This window comes from Prevotella sp. tf2-5 (genome assembly GCF_900115435.1).
GTDB lineage: Bacteria > Bacteroidota > Bacteroidia > Bacteroidales > Bacteroidaceae > Prevotella.
This window is the reverse complement of sequence record NZ_FOWK01000004.1, coordinates 1-19,638: the sequence shown is the minus strand read 5'-3', so window position 1 is coordinate 19,638 and position 19,638 is coordinate 1. Positions and strand designations below refer to the sequence as shown.

Here is a 19,638-nt window from a genome sequence, read left to right as displayed (position 1 = left end):
ATTTTGTTTTTAAAATATTTTTTAGTACTTTTGCATCGTTATTTAACAGAATTAAAACATTAGTTTGTTGCAAGAAACGTGCGCAAGGTCTATATTTTGCTCGTTATATTGATGCTCATATGTGTTGGCTGTGAGTGGCATTTGAAGTCAAATGAGGAGACTTCAAATGATAATGGTGTGACTATAGAACGATACGATCGCATAGAAAGTCTCTATCTGACAACGGGTGATTATTCTGCTCTCCTGCAGATGAACAAGTCCTATCCGATGCAGACACGGACCTTGATAGAGGATGTGTTGCGTATTGGAAAGGTGAACGAGCCCGATATCAATATCAAGTTCTTAAAGTTCTTTGGCGACTCCATCCTGCAACAACTTATTAATGATGTTCAGGAACAGTATGCCAATATCGATGATATTAATAAAGAGATGACGGATGCCTTCCATCATCTCCGTGAGGCAATTCCGTCATTGGAGATGCCTCAGGTCTATTCACAGATAGGATCTTTCGACCAGAGCATCATTGTTGGTGGTAATTATCTTGGTATCTCCCTGGATAAGTATCTTGGTGCTGACTATCCTTTCTATGTGGAGCATTATTCTGAAGGGCAACGCCGCTTGATGACTCGTTCGATGATTATCCCAGATTGCCTGAGTTTCTATTTGCTCAGTATCTATCCGTTAAAGGTAAAGGAACCGACTCAAGAACAGCGGAATCATCACATGGGGAAGATACAATGGGTTGTTAACCAGGTGACAGACCGTCATGTGTTTGATAATAGTCATGTGGATGATGTGGATAGTATGATGAAACGACATAAGGATATCAGTGTTGAGCAGTTGCTTAACGATACCTACTATTAAACTACTGTAATCATGAAGAAAATCACTGTATACCTGCTGCTGATGCTTGTACCTTTGGCAGCAAGAGGTCTAGATTTAAGATCAATCACTAACGGACAGTATCTGCCTGAGAGTATTCATGGGGTGGAAGCGGCGTCTGATGGTGAGAGTTACACACAGTTAGGAGATGACGGCAAGACCATCGTCCGCTATTCGTTCAAGACAGGAAAGGCTGTTGAGACTCTTTTCGACGCAAAGGGAACGAAGGTCGAGCGTATCAGTGGCTATATCATGAGTCCTGATGGTAAGCGGATGCTCATAGAGACCAACCGCCATTCCATTTACCGTCATTCCTTTACTGCTGATTATTATATCTATACCATTGCGAGTCGTAAAATGGTACCGTTGTCAGCAAACGGAGCACAGCAGACTCCTTTGTTCTCACCCGACGGGACGATGATTGCCTTTGTTCGTGACAATAATATCTTCCTGATTAAACTGCTTTATGATAATGCGGAGAGTCAGGTGACGAAGGATGGTAAGAAAAACGAGGTCATTAACGGTATTCCTGACTGGGTAAATGAGGAGGAGTTCGGCAACAATCGGGCGATGGTGTTCACTGCAGACAGCAAGAAACTCGTCTGGGTACGCTATGACGAAAAGGCTGTCGCTGAGTACTCCATGCCACTTTATAAAGGGTTGGACCCAGAGTTTACAGAGTTCACGGAGTATCCTGGCGCTTATACTTATAAATACCCTGTGGCTGGTGCCGATAATGCCAAATGTACGGTTTGGAGCTTCGATATCGCCAGCAGACAGACTCGTCAGTTACAGGTTCCTGTGGATGCTGATGGTTATATCCCTCGTATCAAAATGACGAGTGATGCCACTAAAGTGCTGGTGTTGACGTTGAACCGTCATCAGGACTGTCTGCGTGTCTATATGGCTAATCCGTTGTCAACGGTTAGTCAGTTGTTGATAGAGGACAAGACTTCGAAATATGTCAAGGAAGAGAGTGTGAGCCAGTTTATGGTGACTGACAAATACATGCTCCTGCCCAGTGAGCGTGACGGATGGATGCATCTTTATCTCTATAACCTTAACGGACAATTGCTACGTCAGGTGGAACAGGGCGAATATGAGGTGAGTGCTGTCTATGGTGTCGACGACCAGACGGGAAACGTCTATTATGCCTCTCATCAGTATGGTGCCACAGACCAGCGTGTCTTTATGACACAGGCTAATGGTAAGACGGTTTGTCTTACTGACAAGGCAGGATGGAGTAGTGCTGTTTTTAGTAGTGACTACAAATCCTTCATCCATGTATGGAGTAACCTGAACACACCTCCTGTGGTGACAATCTGTAACAACATCGGGAAGGTGGTTGCCACTCTCGTTGATAATAAAGAATTACGGGAAAAACTGGCAAAGGAACAGTTAGGAACTCGTGAGCTCTTCACACTGACGACCTCTGAGGGTGTCAAACTCAATGGCTGGATGGTCAAGCCTGCGGATTTTGATACCTCCAAACGTTATCCTGTCATCATGTATCAATATAGTGGACCAGGCAGTCAGCAAGTAAAGGATGCATGGAATATCGGTATGTATAATCAGGGGGCTATCCTCGAACAGTATCTCTGTCAACAAGGTTTCCTCTGTGTCTGTGTGGATGGACGTGGAACTGGTGGGCGTGGTGCCGATTTTGAGAAATCTACTTATCTCCGCTTAGGTGAGTTGGAGGCTCATGACCAGGTGGAGACGGCATTATGGCTGGGTAAGCAGTCTTATGTCGACAAGGACCGTATAGCTATCTGGGGATGGAGCTATGGTGGTTTCAATACGCTGATGTCTATGTCTGAGGGTCGTCCCGTCTTCCGTGCAGGTGTCGCCATCGCCCCTGTCACTTCTTGGCGTTTCTATGATAGTATATATACGGAACGGTTTATGCGTACTCCAAAGGAAAATCCTAATGGTTATGACCGGAACCCCATCAGTCGTGCCAGCCAGTTACATGGTGCTTTGCTACTTTGTCACGGTTCTGCTGATGATAATGTTCATTTGCGTAATACAGCGGAATATACAGAAGCGTTGGTACAAGCGGACAAAGATTTCAGTCAACTTGTCTATACTAACCGTAATCACAATATCAGTGGTGGGAACACCCGTCACCACTTGTTCCGACAGTGTGTGAGTTTCCTTAAGGAAAAAATGAAGTAATCGTCGCAAGAAGCTTTGCTTGCAAAGAATAAAAAAAATGAAGAGTTGAAGTGGGAATCTTCAACTCTTCATTTTTTCAACTCTTCAATTCTTTTTAATAATTCTCTGCTTTCACCTGGAAGTAAGCTTGTGGGTGGTTGCAGACGGGACACTCATCGGGAGCCTTCTTGCCGACGACGATATGTCCGCAGTTGGAACACTGCCAGATGACATCACCGTCCTTGGAGAATACACGCTCCTTCTTTACGTTGTCCAGCAACTTGCGATAGCGAGCCTCATGCTCCTTCTCAATGGCGGCAACACCCTCGAATTTCTCAGCGATCTCGTCGAAGCCCTCTTCACGTGCCTCCTTAGCCATACGGGCATACATATCTGTCCACTCGAAATTCTCACCACTTGCGGCAGCCTCCAGGTTAGAAGCGGTATCCTTGATGGAACCACCTTCTAACAGCTTAAACCACATCTTGGCGTGCTCCTTCTCATTGGCGGCAGTCTCCTCGAAGATAGCAGCGATCTGTACGTAACCGTCTTTCTTAGCTTTGGATGCCCAGTAGGAATACTTGTTACGAGCCATCGACTCACCAGCGAAAGCCTCTTGTAGATTCTTCTCAGTCTTTGTTCCTTTCAGTTCTTTCATAATCGTATTTGTTTTAATTAGTAAATATGTGTCAGCGAAGTTACGAAAAAAATCTGACATTACCAAACAAAAGATGTAGAAAGTTATTCAGACTTGAACAAATCCTTGATACCACCGATGCTTCCTAACAGGTTGGTGGCCTCGTATGGGAGATAGACGGTCTTGGTCTTGTCACCCTGTGCAAGCTCCTGCATCATCTGGATATACTTCTGGGCGAGCAGGTAGTTGGCTGGGTTCGTACTCTTGCCGACAGCCTCGGTAATCAGTTCGATAGCCTTTGCCTCAGCCTCAGCCTTGCGGATACGAGCCTGTGCCTCACCCTCGGCATGAAGGATAGCTTGTTGCTTCTGAGCGTCAGCACGGTTGATGATGGCGGTCTTCTCACCCTCAGAGGCAAGAATCTCTGCAGCCTTCTCACCTTCGGAGGTCAGGATCTGTGCACGCTTGTTACGTTCTGCCTGCATCTGCTTCTCCATCGCGTTCAGTACTGTGGAGGGAGGTACGATATCCTGCAATTCAACACGGTTGACCTTCACACCCCATTTGTCTGTGGCATCATCCAGGACAGCACGCAACTTGGTGTTAATAGTGTCACGAGAGGTTAGTGTCTCATCGAGTTCCAGTTCACCAATGATATTACGCAAGGTGGTCTGAGTCAGTTTCTCAATAGCGTTGGGCAGGTTAGAAATCTCATACACAGCCTTGAAGGGATCTACAATCTGGAAGTAGAGCAGGGCGTTAATCTCCATCTGGATATTATCCTTCGTGATCACGTTCTGTGAGGGGAAGTCATACACCTGTTCACGCAGGTCGATGGAGTTAGAGTAGGCGTAACGTCCACGGTTCAGAACCACAATCTCTTTAGAGCGGTCGATGAACGGGATGATGATGTTGATACCAGGGTTAAGGGTAGCATAGTAGCGACCCAGACGCTCGATGATGCGTGTCTCCGACTGAGGGATGATCACAAGTGCCATCTTGGCGAAGAGAATCACCAGGATTACGATGGCGATAAGTACGTAAGTCATAAATTCCATAAATTATAAAGGTTTAAGTTCGGTATTTCGAGATTTCGAGGATTTCGATATTTCGAGGATTACAGTGCCTCCACAGTGATAATTGTGCTCTCACGTCCGATGACTCGGACCGTGGTGCCAATGGATATGTCACTGTCTGCATGGCTGACAGCTTTCCACATATCACCGTCAATCTGCACATAACCACTTCCGCCGACGGGAATTGTCTCTGTCACTTTTCCCGTACGTCCTAGCAAGGCATCGGCGTTACTTGGTTTGTTTGGCTCATTCTTATGCAGGTAGCGCAGTGCCACAGGACGTACGAACAGTACGCTGAGCAATGAGAAGATGGAGAAAATGAGCAACTGCCAGTATATTCCCAGTCCGAGGACTGCGGCAATGATGCCGAAGACAGCACCGATGGAGAAGCAGATGATGAAGAAGTCACCTGACGAGAGCTCCAGAATCAGACAAATGATGGACACTACTGCCCAGATCTGCCACATGTTTGCGATAAAATAGTCTATCATAATCTTAAATTTTAGTTTCGTTATTTCGATATTTCGGGATTTCGATTTTTCGACATCTTGATTAGATGGAGAGAATAAAATCATCCCAGTCTTTAGTGGACCCTTTCTTGCCGAACACCTTGGTATAGAGTCGGCTGCGGGTAGAGGCGACACTCTCCTTGCTATGTGCTGTGAGAGTAGCTATGTCTTTGGGAGAGACACGTACTTTGATGAGCAGACTCACATAGTAGTCCTGGTGACTCATGTTATAGAGGCTGTACAGTTTCTCCGTAAAACCGGTGTACACCATATTCACCACCTCGGCAAGTTCGTTCCAGTCGCCGTTGTGCATACTCTGTCCCTCATTAATATATTGTTTGATGCGCAAGTATATGGGTGAGGAGAAAATGGTGTTCACATCGTACTCACGTTGCTCAATGACAGCCATCTTCTGCATCGCGTGGATATTGTCCAGACGGCTCTGCAGCAACTGTATCTTTCGTCTGTGGTATTGTATCGTCACTACAAATAAGGTGATGTAGATGACGGCACAGATGACGAGCAGGAATATTTCACGATGGGTGAGTATCATATCGCTTTTCGTTTTTGTTGATGCAAAGATACGAAATAAAATAGTAGCCTCCAAGAAAAAGTGTTTGCAAAAGTGTGCAAAAAGCACATAGAGAACTTTTGCGAATCAATTCTCAATAGTTAATTTTCAATGAACGTCTTTCAATTCTCAATGAAATATCGTATCTTTGCAGCATCATGACAAATCTGCTGGGTATTTTCCCGTTGCTGTTCCGTGCTCGCCGTCCTAGTAAACTGGACAACATGCGGGCCGTGAATCTTCCCTTCTGGATTCGGAAGGGCTACGAGGGGATGACGTTCTTCGGTCATATCATCACTCACAGCAAAGAGGAGGCGGAGCGTTTCAATAACCGATGGGATGAGATGAAGAACCACGAGATGATTCATCTCTACCAGGCACGTTCGACCCACGACTCATGGATTTGTTTCTACTGGAAATACATCATCTATTGGTTGAAAGCATGCCGTTATCGTAAGCATCTGCGTAATGCGGGGTATCTGCTCAATCCTTTCGAGATGGAGGCTTATGGTCACATGTACGACCTGCATTATCTCGACGACAAAGAAAACGGCACCACAGAGTGGCGCCGCTATGTGAGTATGTCGTTAGAGGAACGCTTGCGTCTTTATTTAGCACGGAAACGCTCTGCCTGAGACTGGATCAGTTCCTTGTCGTCGAAATAGTTGATCTGCATGGCGCTGCGTACCTCACTCATCGTCTGGGCAGCAGTCTCACGAGCTTGTTCTGTTCCTTTCCTCAGGATGTTGTAGATCTCCGGGATGTCCTGCTCGAACTCATGACGGCGCTGGCGCATCGGCTCCAGGAATTCGTTGAGAATCTGGTTCAGGAACTTCTTACATTTCATATCTCCCAGACCACCACGACGGTAGTGGTCTTTCAACTCGTCGAGGTTCTGGTATTCTGGCAGGAACTTCGCAAAGTCCTCATCCTTCGAGAAAGCGTCGAGATAGGTGAAGACAGCGTTACCCTCCACATGACCGGGGTCGTTGAGGTTGATATGCTCCGGGTCGGTATACATCGAGCGTACCTTCTGCCAAACGGTATCGGCATCATCAGAGAGATAGATACAGTTGCCGAGTGACTTCGACATCTTCTCCTTACCGTCTGTACCAGGCAGACGACGGGCGGTGGCATTCTCCGGCAACATGATATTCGGCTCTACCAATACTGGCGCATATACTTGATTGAAGCGGCGTACCAGTTCACGAGTGACCTCCAGCATCGGCTCCTGGTCCTCACCTGCGGGAACAGTCGTTGCCTTGAACAAGGTGATGTCGGCAGCCTGTGATACAGGATAGCAGAAGAAACCAAGAGGAATGCTCTCACCCTCGAAGCCACGCATCTTCACCTCCGTCTTCACTGTCGGGTTACGCTGCACGCGACTCACGCTGACTAAATTCATGAGGTAGGTCGTCAACTCAGCGAGTTCCGTAATCTGACTTTGGATGAACAACGTACACTTCTCCGGATTCAGACCGGCGGAGAGGTAGTCGAGAGCCACCTCGATGATGTTCTGACGTATTTTCTCCGGGTTGTCGGCATTATCCGTCAGAGCCTGCACGTCAGCCATGAATACAAACATTTTCTCGTAGTCGCCAGCCTCTTGCAGTTCCACACGACGGCGCAGCGATCCGATATAGTGTCCCAAGTGCAATTTGCCTGTGGGGCGGTCACCTGTCAATATAATCTTTCCCATTGTTTCTCTGTTTTCTTAATTTTGGCTGCGAAGGTACTATTTTTTTTTGATATAACAAAGAATAATGTCAAAGAAATCTCTGGGACGCGTCTGGTCTCATGGGTAAGACACGTAAGCAGATGATATACAGACACCCGATAAAGGCATATATCAGTATGGTTTGTGACAGGTTGGGGTGAATGTCGATGCTAGCATAGGGCAAGGTGGCGATGGCGTCCAAGGTGTGGTGCATGAAGGTGGTGATAGCAGTTAATGCTGTGGCAAGGACAGACAGCCGGATGATGAATAGCAGGAGTGCCCCCATTAGAATAAGGTACGCACAAGGGATGACGACGAAGTTGCTGATGAGGAAATAGGTGGAGAAACGATGGAAATAGAAGGCTACCAAGGGTGCCACACCGATCTGTGCCGACAGTGATAATGCCGTCATCCCCCATAGCCATCGTACCAGTCGGTGCTCCATCAGCCACCGCTCGGAGAAGATGCCGTTGAATAACGGGAAGAACACCAGGATGGCGAGGACGGCAAGGAAAGACATCTGGAAACCGATGTCGAAGAGTGATTGCGGGTGGATGACGAGTAGAACGATGGCTGTGAATGCCAGGACGTTGATACTCATCTTCTGACGATAGCCCAACGACAGTAGTCCGTAGACCGTCAGCATGGTGGCGGAGCGTACCACACTGGGCGTCATCCCCACCAGGAAGGCGAATGCCCAGATCAGTATGATCGTCATCACCTGCGTCACCATCCTCAGACGGAGCCCTCTGACGAGGAGCGACACCATCATATAGAGAATACCGAGATGCAGTCCGCTGATGGCAAGCACATGTCCTGCCCCCGTGATGCTAAACGTCTCACGGATGGTGGGTGTCAATGCCGACTTGTCCCCTAATGTCATTGCCGTTATGATCGCATAGGAATCCTCATCGATACCCCATTGCTGGTATTGCTGAAGCAGTTGCTCTCGGTACTCCAGCATCCGTTCCCCCGTCTTTTGTATGAGGACACTGTCGGGTAACGGATATTGGATGATGATCATTCCTAACAGAAAGGTCGCCAGACAGATTCCTGCCGTCTGCCAACGAGGGTGATGACGTAACAGGAGGGTGACCGTCAGGACACCACAAATGACACCCAGCAAGAGTCCCTCTCCTACGGGATAGTGCCTGCCCGTGATGATTCCGAGAATCAGACAGAGGGCAATAGGAAGTAATGGAGCAATGAATCGTTGATGTCGCATGTGTCAACTCTGATCCGTAAATCGTTCAACGAACTCGTCCTCTGAGAGAATTGGAATACCAAGCTGTTGGGCTTTCTGGTTTTTCCCGGAGGTCGATGTCACGTCATTATTGATAAGGTAGGATGTCGAGCCACTCACAGCCGATGCCACCTTACCTCCCTGCGACTCGATATATGCTTTCAACTCGTTACGGTTCTTGTAATGATGGACATCACCCGTCACGACGAAGGTCAGTCCCTCACACATATTTCCCGTCGGCTCGTTGGATACCTGAGTCACTTGTAATTTCTCCAGCAGATGATGGTAGCGTAGTCTGTTACGGGCATCACGGAACCAGTTGATGAAGGATGCCGACTTCTCCGGACCGATGCCGGCAATAGAGGTGAGTGGGGAGGTGTCTGAGGTAAGAGGAGCGAACAAGTCGGCTTCGACGGCAGGCTGGGGTTGTGTCATCGCAACGAGCTCGTCCAACGGATAAGCACTCAACAGCCGCTTGCAGACATCCAGCCCGCACAAGGGGATGTTCAGCGCATAGAGCAACCGGTGTGCCTCCACATGGGCGGAACGGTCGATGCTGCGCATGATGTTCGACGCCGACTTCTCTCCGAATCCCTCCATGTTGGCGAGCTCACGGATATGCTGGCGCAGGTCGTAGATATCGGCATACTCACTGATCCAGCCGAGGTTGATAAACTTCGACAGGGTCTGTTCTGAGATACCGTCGATATTCATACCTTCCTTCGACACGAAGCGGGCGAACTTCTTCAGTTGCTTGGCGGGACACTCCGTATTGGTACAGTGCAGCGTCTTCGTACCACTTGCCTCACTGACACGTATCTCCGTTGCTGCATGACAGACGGGACATTCGTGGGGGATCTCCAGGACTCCTTCCGTACGGATGACCTTGATGACCTTCGGGATGATCTTGTTTGCCTTGATGACACTGATCTCCGTTCCTTTCGCACCAATTCCTAAACGCTCGCACTCACTGATATTACAGAGTGACGCACGCTTCACGGTCGTACCCTCTAACTCCACAGGTCGGAAGATAGCGACAGGGGAGATGGTGGAGGCGGCACACGACCATTCTATCTCTTGTAATACCGTCTCCGCAGCCTCATCCTGCCATTTGAAGGCGAGTCCGGCTTTGGTGGCATGATGTCCTGTGATACTTCCCGTCCTGGCATACACCGTATCGTCGTAACAGATGACAAGACCATCGACAGGGAAAGGGTTCTTCTTGGAGGTGACTTCCTCTGTGAAGACATCGATGACGCTTTCAACGGAAGAGAGGTCCGGATGTTCGATGAGACGATGCTCTACGGTATGGAAACCCTGCTGCTCTAACCAGTCCATACGGTCACCCCACGAGGGGATGTCGTCATCGAGATACACCAGCGTGAAAGGAATCCATTGGATATGTCGTTGTCTTACTTCCTCCACGTCTTTCAGGGTCAGCGACCCAGAGGCGAGATTGCGGGGGTTAGCATAGTCCTCACCGCTTTCAATGAGGAAACGGTCAAAGTCGTCATAGCTGATGACAGCCTCTCCCCGGATAACGGTATGTCCTTTATATCCAATATTTTGCGGAATACCGTTAATGGCTTTTGAAAGATGGGTGATGTTCGTGCCGATATGTCCGTTACCTCGTGTGACAACCTTTGTCAGTTGTCCGTTGTCATACGTCACGACAAGGGTCAGACCGTCCAGTTTCCAGGATATCCAGATGGGTCGTTCCTCCGACCACTTCACCAGTTCTGCGGGTTGCTTCGTCTTCGCCAGTGAGAGGGCTGCGAACTCATGTTCCTCCTTCTGTCCGGTGATGGTGTCTTCCGATACTTTCTGCGTAGGAGAGTCGGGCAGGGTAGTCCCCGTCTCCTGTTCCAGTCGTTTCAGCTCGTCGAAGCGTGCGTCCCACTCATAGTCGGTCATTCGCTCACCCCGTCCGTTATAGTATGCGTCAGAAGCCTCGTTCAACTCCCTGACGAGTTGTTGCATCCGTGATATCTTGTCGTCTACCATATTTATAGTATTTTATGCCTGCAAAGATACAAAAAATAAAGATTATAGATGAAAAATTAAAGATTATTTCGTACCTTTGCCTGCATGACAGAGAGATTTGAGTTTACATCACAGGAAAGGGAGGATGTCCTCTCATTGTATAACCAGATCAAGCAGGAGATCGGCTCGTCGCTCCTGGAGGGTGACGAGGAGAAGATGCGTCAGTATCTGACAGGCTATATCGAGCAGAACCATATCCATCGTGATGTGTTCGGCTTGAATCCCATGCTGCTCAGTTTCCAGACCGCCTATCTCGTCGTCGAGGAGATAGGTTTGAAGCGTGACGCCGTCCTTGCCGTCCTGTTACATCCTTGTATTGAGGACGACTACCTCACCATCGAGGTGATCAGACGTGAGTTCGGGGAGTCTGTCGCCCGTATCCTGCATGGCTTGCAGCGCATCCAGGAACTCTACAAGAAGAATCCTGTCATCGAGACGGAGAATTTCCGTAACCTCCTCCTTTCCTTTGCGGAGGATATGCGTGTCATCCTCATCATGATTGCCGACCGTGTCAACCTGATGCGTCAGATCCGTGATGTGTTATTAGAGTCAGGAGAGAGTAACCCGGAGGAGCAGGGAAAGAGGAGAGAGGAGAGGGAGCAATACCGAAAGGAGGTCAGCGAGGAGGCTGCCTATCTCTACGCTCCCCTTGCCCACAAACTCGGACTCTATAAGTTGAAGAGTGAGCTCGAGGACTTGTCGCTGAAATACCTGGAGCATGACGCTTACTATCATATCAAGGAGAAGCTGAGTGAGACGAAGAAGAGCCGTGACGCGTATATCCAGCGTTTCATCCAACCGATCCGTGAGCACCTGGAGGCTGCGGGTCTGAAGTTCCATATCAAAGGACGCACCAAGTCTATCCACTCCATCTGGCAGAAGATGAAGAAGCAGAAGTGTGACTTTGAGGGTGTCTACGACCTCTTCGCCATCCGTGTCATCCTCGACTCCCCTGTGGAGAAGGAGAAGATGCACTGCTGGCAGGTATACTCCATTGTGACGGATATGTATCAGCCGAACCCCAAGCGGTTGCGCGACTGGCTGAGTGTGCCGAAGTCAAACGGTTACGAGAGTCTGCATATCACAGTCCTGGGTCCTGAGAAGAAATGGGTGGAGGTACAGATCCGTACGGAGCGTATGGATGAGATCGCGGAGCGTGGTGTCGCCGCCCACTGGCGTTACAAGGGTGTGAAAGGTGAGTCTGGCTTGGACGAGTGGCTCACGAATATCCGTTCGATGCTGGAGACGAGTGACGGCTTGGAGGCGATGGATCAGTTTAAGATGGATCTTTACGAGGACGAGGTCTTCGTGTTCACTCCCAAGGGCGACCTGTATAAGTTTCCCAAGGGTGCCACCGTCCTTGACTTCGCCTATCATATCCATTCCAAGATCGGTAACACCTGTACCGGTGCCCGTATAAATAATAAGGTGGTGCCGCTCCGTCAGGTCCTGCAGAGTGGCGACCAGGTGGAGATCATGACCTCGTCCACACAGAAGCCCCGTCAGGAGTGGCTTAACATCGTCAAGACCTCTCGCGCGAAGTCGAAAGTGCGTCTTGCGTTGAAGGAGACACAGGTCAAGGAGGCTCTCTTCGCCAAGGAGACGCTAGAGCGTAAGTTCAAGAACCGTAAGGTGGAGCAGGAGGAGTCCACCATGCAGCATCTCATCAAGAAACTGGGTTTTAAGGAGACCAGTGATTTCTACCGGCAGATAGCGGACGGTACCCTCGATGTCAACCATGTTATTGATAAGTATGTGGAGTTGCAGCAGGGTGAGCAACCCGTCACGGGTAATAATATCGCACAGACGGCAGCCGACTTCGTCCTGGACAACGCTCAACTCTCAACGCTCAATGCTCAACTCTCAGATGATGTCCTCGTCATCGACCGTAACCTGAAAGGTATCGACTATCAGCTGGCTCGCTGCTGTCAGCCTATCTATGGCGACAAGGTGTTCGGTTTCGTGACGGTCAGCGGTGGTATCAAGATCCATCGTGAGGACTGTCCCAATGCCGCGGAACTCAAGAAGCGGTTCGGCTATCGTGTCGTCAAGGCTCGATGGAGCGGCAAGGGCTCGTCACAGTATGCCATCACCCTGCGGGTCATCGGTAATGATGATATCGGTATTGTCAACAACCTCACCAGTATCATCTCTAAGGATGAGAAACTCGTGCTCCGCAGTATTAATATCGACTCGCACGACGGTTTGTTCAGTGGCAACCTCGTCATCATGATCAACGACAACACCCACTTGGAGTCTCTCATTAAGAAACTCCGTACAGTGAGGGGTGTCAAACAAGTGAGTAGGCTATAGTGGTGAGGTGTCGCCTGGTCAGAATCTCAGGTTGACACCTCCCATAAAGGTGGCACGTGGCATAGGATAGCCCAGGTTGATCTCGTAACTTTGTGCCAGCAGGTTCTCCCCATGCACCCATAACGTGAGGTATTTCGTCAACGCATAATTGACGGAGGCGTTCAGCAGACAGAAGTTCTCTTTCTGCTCCGCGTCCCCGACAGCCGTATACAGTCCACTGATATATTGCAGTCCTGCTATGACGCTCCATTTGTCACAGTTGTAATTGGCACCCAGGAATCCCTTATAAGTGGGAGCGGCGATGACGTGATGCTCCATGTGCAGCAGCGAGTGGTTGGTGCTCACTGCCCAGTGGTTGCTGATACGCCAGTCTGCCTCCAGCTCCATACCGTAGTTCTTGATCGCTCCCGTGTTCACATTCTGCCGGTTGACGGTCTGGATCATGTTGTCTCCTTTGATGTAAAAGAGGTTGGCGCCATAGTTGAAGGCTCCCAGACGATGCTTCCATGATAACTCGTAGTTCCACAGACGCTCTGGCTTCAGCTCCTCATTGGAGGGAGGGTAGAGGTACATCTCACGCATCGTGGGGTTACGGAAGCCCTTGCTCACCATCGCCTTGATCTCTCCTGTCTGGATGGGACGGACGACGACACCTGCCTGTGGTACCCATTCCGTACCTACCACGGAATGATGATCGACACGCAGTCCCGCGTCGATGGTCAGCCACGATGTGAGGTCCTGACGGAAGTCCACATAGCCGGCTATCTCATTACGGTAGCTTTTGCCACTTTGTTTGTTGGGGGTGTCAAGTACCTCACCGGTCTGTTTTGAGGTATAGTAGGCGTGACCATAGATATGCTGGTAGTCGACACCGACAGTCAGTCGGTTACCCTCGAAGAGCTGTGCGCTCTGATACCAGGAGACTCCTATCAGCGCGTCTTTGGAACGGAAATAGCGTTGGGTGGGCTGCTCGGGATTCGCTGTCCCGTCGTCAATCTTGTGTCGTCCGAAATTGGTGTAGACACTCAGTGCTCCGCTGGTGCGGTTATAGTGGTTCTCAAGGGCTGCGGAGACTACTCCACGGGTGATCCACTGGTCTGCGTCATAGAGGGGACTGCTGACAGTTCCGGGATAGGAGGCGTTGAAGTGGGTCAGGTTGGCGTCGATATAGGTATTCCAGTGGTTATTGATGTCGTAACCCAGTTTCAGGTAACCTCCATACTGCTCGAACCCCATACGGGGACGGTGGTTGTCGGTACGACTGTATTGCGCTGACAGGGTGGAGGAGAACTTACCGCTCCGCAACTGGTTGGAGGCTTCTGCCTGGATGGTGCCGTAGCTGCCAACACCCAGGTCGACTGTCGTCCTCACTCCGTTCTCCCGCATGGAACGGGTGACGATATTGAGTACTCCACCCATCGCGTTACTGCCATAGAGAACGGAGGCTGGACCGCGCAGCACCTCCACACGCTCTGCCATCAGGGTCTGGTAGCTGTCGGCGATGGGGTGCCCGTAGATGCCGTTATATTGCGGATGACCGTCAATCAGGACGAGCAACTGTCCCGCACCTCCTGTGATACCACGAAGGTTGATGCCGCCGGCGGCTCCTGTGGATACGGCATAACCCATCATGGAGCGACTGGTGACGAAGAGTCCGGGCACTTGTTGCATCACGGTCGGTAATACGGATGTCTGGTGCTGTTCCGTCAACTTCTCTCGCTCGATGACGGTCACTGTCATCGGCAGATGACGGATGTCGGTGGCGTTGCGTGTTCCTGTCACCACGACTTCTTCCAACGACAGGGAGTCGGTGACATCTTCTGCCGCTACAGGGGTCACGGATAGGAAAGTACTGATCATCGACAGTACTAAAATCTTACTTTTAATGTCCATGACAATTCTAAAAACTTTTTAAATCTCGATGCAAATTTAATGATAATTCATGAAATTTCCCTATTTTTGTGGCATAATTTGCGTTTTATCCCAACATAACATGACAAAAAAATCAGAAAGAATATGAGAAAGATGTTTTTCACCGTATTGTTCGGCGTCATCTCAGCGAATGTTGCCAACGCACAGGTTCCTGGTGTGGATGGTGATAAATATGTACCTTACGACCAGCGTACGGGTAATGAGTCGGTGGTGTATTTCACTCGTAACCTCTCTGCCGAGGGGCTCATCAAAGCCTATGAGCAGGTCTGTGGGCATATCAGCGGACGTGTGGGCGTGAAACTGCATACCGGCGAGAAGAACGGTCCTAACATCATCCCCCGTGAGTGGGTGAAGGCACTGGTGAACAAGGATCTGCCGCAGGCTCATATCATTGAGACGAATACGTACTATGCCGGCGACCGCTATACTACTGAGCAGCACCGCCAGACACTGGAGGTGAACGGCTGGACGTTCTGTCCTGTGGACATCATCGACGAGCAGGGCACCACGACGCTCCCTATCCGTGGTGGCAAGTGGATGAGGGAAATGTCTGTCGGCTCTCACCTCACCAATTATGACGCGATGGTGGCTCTGACGCATTTCAAAGGTCATACGCAGGGAGGCTTCGGCGGCTCTAATAAGAATATCGGTATCGGATGTGCCGACGGACGTATCGGAAAGGCGTGGATCCATACCACCCCGAACCAACCGAACCAGTGGGACATCGCCAGGGAGGAGTTCATGGAGCGTATGACGGAATCCACCAAGGCTACCATCGACCATTTCGGCAGTCATGTCACCTATGTCAACGTGATGCGTAACATGTCGGTGTCATGCGACTGTGAGGGCTTGGGAGCGGCTCCTGTGGTAACTCCTGATGTGGGTATCCTCTCCTCGACGGACATCCTTGCCGTCGACCAGGCTTGTGTCGACCTGATCTATGCGATGACTGCCCAGGAGCATAAGGATATGGTGCGGCGCATCGAGTCCCGTCACGGACTGCGCCAGTTGTCGTATATGAAGGAGCTGGGCATGGGTAACAACCGCTATGTACTTATCGACCTCGACAACGGTGGCAAACGCATCACCGCAGCCGAGGCCGTGAAAGGTCTGAAGCCTTTTGTGAAGGAGTGAGGTGATCACTTCGTGATATCAATAATAAAAACCATATACCTATGAGACAAATATTATTCGCGTTGTTTGTAGCGTTATTTTGCGTTACGGCAGTGGAGACCAACGGTCATGCTTCGGCACAGACCCGTCGACAGCTATTCGATGCTGGCTGGCAGTTTACCCGTGACGGCAAGACCATCCATGTGGATTTACCTCACGACTGGGCTATTGCTTATGCACCAGACCCGGCTACTGGTGCTTCTGGTACCGATGGCGGCTGGTATCCTGGTGGTAAGGGAAAGTATCGTAAGTCGTTCGCCACACCTGATGGCGAGAGGATAAGACTCCACTTCGAGGGTGTCTATCAGAAGGCGGAGGTGTTCATTAACGGTGTTAAGGCTGGACAGCATGCCTATGGCTATACTCCGTTTACTGTGGATATCACTCCTTATCTTCATAAGGATAAACAATTGAACGAGGTACTTGTCTCTGTGGATAACTCCGAGCAACCTAACTGCCGTTGGTACACTGGCTCGGGTATATATCGTCATGTATGGCTGGAGACGATGCCTGCCCTGCATATCGCTGAGAACGGTGTGTTTGTCACAACTCCTGAGGTGTCGTCAGACAAAGCCGTTGTACACGTGGAGACAACGGTCGAGAATGAGTCGGACCGTGATAGGAATGCCTTGGTGACAATAGGTGCCGGACAGATGATGGTCAGTGTGCCTGCTCGTCAGTCGAAGACCGTTTCTACTTCATTTGTTGTGGGGACTCCTCATCTGTGGTCGCCTGATGATCCTTATCGCTATGAACTGAAAGCTGAGCTGAAGGAGGATGGTGTCGTCATCGACCGGAAGTCTGTGAGCTACGGCATCCGCTCGTTCTCGTTTGATGCAGAGAATGGTTTTATACTGAACGGCAAACCGCTGCTCATCAATGGATGCTGTGTGCATCATGATGACGGGGTGTTGGGAGCGATGGCTTTCGATGCGGCGGAGATTAGAAAGGTGCGACAGATGAAGGAGGCTGGTTTTAACCTTATCCGCACCAGTCATAACCCTACCACTCGTGCCTTCCTCGACGCTTGTGACTCGATGGGAATGCTCGTTATCGGTGAGGCTTTTGACGGTTGGCGTACTGCCAAGAAACCTTACGATTACTCAACGCTAATTGACTCGTGCTATCGTGAGGATATCCGTGCGATGGTGGAGCGTGACCGCAACCATCCCAGCATCATCTGTTGGAGTATTGGCAATGAGGTGATAGAACGTAAGGATATCCGTGTCATCACCACAGCCCGTCAGTTGAAGCAAGCTATCCTGGATTATGACAAGACGCGTCCTGTGACGGAGGCTCTCTGTGCATGGGATAGTGACTGGGAGATTTACGACCCGCACTTCGATGTGCTTGACATCGGTGGTTATAACTACATGATCTTCAAGCATGCTACCGACCATCAGCGTAATCCCAAACGGGTGATGTGGCAAACGGAGAGCTTCCCGCGTGATGCCTTCAGGAACTGGCAGTTTGTACATGACTATCCCTACATCGTGGGTGACATCGTTTGGACGGGTCTCGACTATCTGGGGGAGTCTGGTATCGGACGTAACTATTACGACGGGGAACGACCTGGTGAGCACTGGGTTGATGGCGGTATGCCGGAATGGCATGGTGCCTATTGTGGTGATGTGGATATCACAGGCTGGCGTAAGCCCATCAGTCACTATCGTGAGATATTATGGAAAGACTCTCATGATTTGTATATGGCTGTCCGCGAACCGGATGGCTATCATGGGAAGATCAACACGACCTCCTGGAGTGTGTATCCCACATGGGAAAGTTGGAATTGGTCCAATTGGAAAGGCAGACCTGTCGAAGTGGAGGTCTATACCAAAGCACCTGAGGTGACGCTGTATCTGAACGACAAACAGGTTGGTCGGCAGAAGGTGGACCGCAGTACGGAGTTCAAGGCTGTGTTCAGCGTACCGTACGAGGAGGGCACATTATGTGCGGTGGCTGGCGAAAAGCGTGTGACACTCAGTACTGCGGGGGAACCGGCTCATATCCGATTGACCGCTGACCGTCCTGTGATCTCTGCTGATGGTCAGGACTTGTCATTTGTCACTGTAGAGGTTGTGGATCGTGAAGGACGTGTCTGTCCTGATGCTGCCATCCCTTGTGAGGCGATCGTAGAAGGACAGGGTAAGATGATGGCATTTGCTACAGCTGACTTGAAAGATCGTGAGCCCAAGACTTCCTCACGTGTCACTACGTGGAAAGGTCGTGCGCTATTGGTGATACGCAGCAGCCAGTCTAAAGGTAAGGCGCATGTGAGAATAAAAAGTAGTCTGCCTACCGCTGCCATCACCATTAAGACCAAGTAACGATGAGAATACATCAAAAACTTGCTCGAGCTATGCTGAGCCGCAGCCCGCAATCGCACTTGACCTCATTGTCAAGTGCAAAGGTACAACATTCCCATTGCGGTCTACGAATTTTCAGGTGTGTCTTTTTTTAATTTTTTTGAAAGTGGTCACGAAGGTCATGAAGGTCATTTGTCATTAAGGATTTCGGATTTTTACTAAGATAAGTATAATAATATATATATTATATATAATATATATATTATTAACTAAAAACACCCATTTTTCAAAACTCTTAATGACAAATGACCTTCATGACCTTAATGACCCACAAACCCATAACCCATAACCCTTAACCCTTAACTTGAACCCTTAACCTTAACCTTTACCCCTCTTTCCAGTATCTTATAAGATGTATTCCAGTATCTGATATAGGGGTATAACAGCCTTTAGTATCAGTCATACTAGGCTTTAGTACAAGTGATGGAAGATACTGGAGTGGGGGATAGAAGGCATCGGAATCAAATTGCCCCATACTTTTGCGTGACAGTGACAGTTGTGACAGTAATTTTGGTTGAATTTTTAACAGTTTAACAGTTTAACAGTTAACAGTTAGCGAAAATCAATCTCAAATCTCAGTTATTTGTTTTTAATGCAACTATATCAAATATCAAATATCAGTTTAATGAAAGTAAACATACAAAGACTGAATATTTTATATATTTATATCATTAGTGTCCACTAAATAAAATTAAGAGTCAATTGACCATCATCAGCAACATACTCAGGTTCCTTGGTAAAAAGTTCCTTGATTGGAGTCTTATCCAACAGCGAAGCGCTCAAAATTCTCAACACTTCGTAGGTGCTCCTGTGCAGTTTGAGGTCGTGCTCAACGATAGCCACCATGCAATATGCGGTGATGGCAGAGTATATCTGGATTCTGACAGCAGTCTCTGTCGTACCCCAAAAGGACTTAATCTTAAGATGCTGCTTAATCCATTTAAAGAAGAGTTCTACACGCCAACGATATTTGTAGAGAAGAGCGACCTGCGTGGCAGGCATCTCCATATTGTTGGTCA

At 49.3% G+C, this 19,638-nt stretch carries 15 protein-coding genes; 6 read left to right on the top strand and 9 right to left on the bottom strand.

The genetic code is table 11. The features are described 5' to 3' along the window. Window positions 1–111 precede the first annotated feature (111 nt). Together BM257_RS05460 and BM257_RS05455 are read left to right on the top strand one after the other, a co-directional pair. A complete protein-coding gene (locus tag BM257_RS05460) occupies window positions 112–864 on the top strand; it encodes a gliding motility protein GldB-related protein (RefSeq protein WP_092069424.1) in 753 nt (250 codons plus the stop codon). A gap of 12 nt (window positions 865–876) precedes the next feature. Continuing rightward, the gene (locus tag BM257_RS05455; RefSeq protein WP_092069421.1) at window positions 877–3,060 is read left to right on the top strand and encodes a S9 family peptidase; all 2,184 of its coding nucleotides are present in this window, start codon (window positions 877–879) and stop codon (window positions 3,058–3,060) included. A 94-nt stretch (window positions 3,061–3,154) separates the two neighbouring features. Here the strand turns inward: BM257_RS05455 and rbr are convergent, their stop codons facing one another. From rbr to BM257_RS05435, 4 genes are all read right to left on the bottom strand, one after another. Next, window positions 3,155–3,697: a rubrerythrin gene (gene rbr, locus BM257_RS05450; protein WP_092069418.1), complete on the bottom strand. Its 543-nt coding sequence runs from the start codon at window positions 3,695–3,697 to the stop codon at window positions 3,155–3,157. An 83-nt stretch (window positions 3,698–3,780) separates the two neighbouring features. Then, on the bottom strand, window positions 3,781–4,734 hold the full coding sequence (locus tag BM257_RS05445; RefSeq protein ID WP_092069415.1) for an SPFH domain-containing protein: 954 nt from the start codon (window positions 4,732–4,734) through the stop codon (window positions 3,781–3,783). A 59-nt stretch (window positions 4,735–4,793) separates the two neighbouring features. Further along, the gene (locus BM257_RS05440; protein WP_092069412.1) at window positions 4,794–5,243 is read right to left on the bottom strand and encodes an NfeD family protein; all 450 of its coding nucleotides are present in this window, start codon (window positions 5,241–5,243) and stop codon (window positions 4,794–4,796) included. Window positions 5,244–5,304: 61 nt separating this feature from the next. Continuing rightward, window positions 5,305–5,814, bottom strand: coding sequence for a hypothetical protein (locus BM257_RS05435; RefSeq protein WP_092069409.1), 510 nt, complete (start codon window positions 5,812–5,814; stop codon window positions 5,305–5,307). A gap of 176 nt (window positions 5,815–5,990) precedes the next feature. Here BM257_RS05435 and BM257_RS05430 point away from each other — a divergent pair, with 176 nt between their 5' ends. Then, the gene (locus BM257_RS05430) at window positions 5,991–6,467 is read left to right on the top strand and encodes a hypothetical protein (protein WP_092069406.1); all 477 of its coding nucleotides are present in this window, start codon (window positions 5,991–5,993) and stop codon (window positions 6,465–6,467) included. On the opposite strand, the gene trpS is transcribed toward BM257_RS05430, so the two are convergent. The 3 genes from trpS to ligA all read right to left on the bottom strand — a co-directional run bounded on the left by trpS (window position 6,440) and on the right by ligA (window position 10,796). Then, window positions 6,440–7,531, bottom strand: a complete 1,092-nt coding sequence (gene trpS, locus BM257_RS05425) for a tryptophan--tRNA ligase (protein ID WP_092069403.1) — start codon at window positions 7,529–7,531, stop codon at window positions 6,440–6,442. The genes BM257_RS05430 and trpS overlap by 28 nt on opposite strands. A 67-nt stretch (window positions 7,532–7,598) precedes the next feature. Further along, the gene (locus BM257_RS05420; protein ID WP_092069401.1) at window positions 7,599–8,774 is read right to left on the bottom strand and encodes a ComEC/Rec2 family competence protein; all 1,176 of its coding nucleotides are present in this window, start codon (window positions 8,772–8,774) and stop codon (window positions 7,599–7,601) included. Window positions 8,775–8,777: 3 nt separating this feature from the next. Next, window positions 8,778–10,796 carry an NAD-dependent DNA ligase LigA gene (gene ligA / locus BM257_RS05415; protein WP_092069398.1) on the bottom strand — a complete coding sequence of 673 codons (2,019 nt, stop codon included), beginning with the start codon at window positions 10,794–10,796 and terminating at the stop codon, window positions 8,778–8,780. Window positions 10,797–10,880: 84 nt separating this feature from the next. On the opposite strand from ligA, the gene BM257_RS05410 reads away from it, so the two are divergent. Continuing rightward, on the top strand, window positions 10,881–13,148 hold the full coding sequence (locus BM257_RS05410; protein WP_092069396.1) for a RelA/SpoT family protein: 2,268 nt from the start codon (window positions 10,881–10,883) through the stop codon (window positions 13,146–13,148). Between the two features lie 18 nt (window positions 13,149–13,166). Here BM257_RS05410 and BM257_RS05405 read toward each other — a convergent pair whose 3' ends face one another. Continuing rightward, on the bottom strand, window positions 13,167–15,035 hold the full coding sequence (locus BM257_RS05405; RefSeq protein WP_369821309.1) for a TonB-dependent receptor plug domain-containing protein: 1,869 nt from the start codon (window positions 15,033–15,035) through the stop codon (window positions 13,167–13,169). 129 nt (window positions 15,036–15,164) lie between these two features. On the opposite strand from BM257_RS05405, the gene BM257_RS05400 reads away from it, so the two are divergent. Both BM257_RS05400 and BM257_RS05395 read left to right on the top strand, forming a co-directional pair. After that, window positions 15,165–16,214, top strand: coding sequence for a DUF362 domain-containing protein (locus BM257_RS05400; RefSeq protein ID WP_177216024.1), 1,050 nt, complete (start codon window positions 15,165–15,167; stop codon window positions 16,212–16,214). Window positions 16,215–16,255: 41 nt separating this feature from the next. Further along, window positions 16,256–18,580, top strand: coding sequence for a glycoside hydrolase family 2 TIM barrel-domain containing protein (locus BM257_RS05395; RefSeq protein ID WP_092069390.1), 2,325 nt, complete (start codon window positions 16,256–16,258; stop codon window positions 18,578–18,580). A gap of 720 nt (window positions 18,581–19,300) precedes the next feature. On the opposite strand, the gene BM257_RS05390 is transcribed toward BM257_RS05395, so the two are convergent. After that, on the bottom strand, window positions 19,301–19,638 hold a 338-nt coding region (locus BM257_RS05390; protein WP_143096762.1), incomplete at its 5' end, for a transposase.

Bases quoted from the DNA above. Each gene is read 5' to 3' on its own strand.
- BM257_RS05460 (WP_092069424.1), top strand. From the start codon at position 112: ATGCTCATATGTGTTGGCTGTGAGTGGCATTTGAAGTCAAATGAGGAG.
- BM257_RS05455 (WP_092069421.1), top strand. From the start codon at position 877: ATGAAGAAAATCACTGTATACCTGCTGCTGATGCTTGTACCTTTGGCA.
- rbr (WP_092069418.1), bottom strand. From the start codon at position 3,697: ATGAAAGAACTGAAAGGAACAAAGACTGAGAAGAATCTACAAGAGGCT.
- BM257_RS05445 (WP_092069415.1), bottom strand. From the start codon at position 4,734: ATGGAATTTATGACTTACGTACTTATCGCCATCGTAATCCTGGTGATT.
- BM257_RS05440 (WP_092069412.1), bottom strand. From the start codon at position 5,243: ATGATAGACTATTTTATCGCAAACATGTGGCAGATCTGGGCAGTAGTG.
- BM257_RS05435 (WP_092069409.1), bottom strand. From the start codon at position 5,814: ATGATACTCACCCATCGTGAAATATTCCTGCTCGTCATCTGTGCCGTC.
- BM257_RS05430 (WP_092069406.1), top strand. From the start codon at position 5,991: ATGACAAATCTGCTGGGTATTTTCCCGTTGCTGTTCCGTGCTCGCCGT.
- trpS (WP_092069403.1), bottom strand. From the start codon at position 7,531: ATGGGAAAGATTATATTGACAGGTGACCGCCCCACAGGCAAATTGCAC.
- BM257_RS05420 (WP_092069401.1), bottom strand. From the start codon at position 8,774: ATGCGACATCAACGATTCATTGCTCCATTACTTCCTATTGCCCTCTGT.
- ligA (WP_092069398.1), bottom strand. From the start codon at position 10,796: ATGGTAGACGACAAGATATCACGGATGCAACAACTCGTCAGGGAGTTG.
- BM257_RS05410 (WP_092069396.1), top strand. From the start codon at position 10,881: ATGACAGAGAGATTTGAGTTTACATCACAGGAAAGGGAGGATGTCCTC.
- BM257_RS05400 (WP_177216024.1), top strand. From the start codon at position 15,165: ATGAGAAAGATGTTTTTCACCGTATTGTTCGGCGTCATCTCAGCGAAT.
- BM257_RS05395 (WP_092069390.1), top strand. From the start codon at position 16,256: ATGAGACAAATATTATTCGCGTTGTTTGTAGCGTTATTTTGCGTTACG.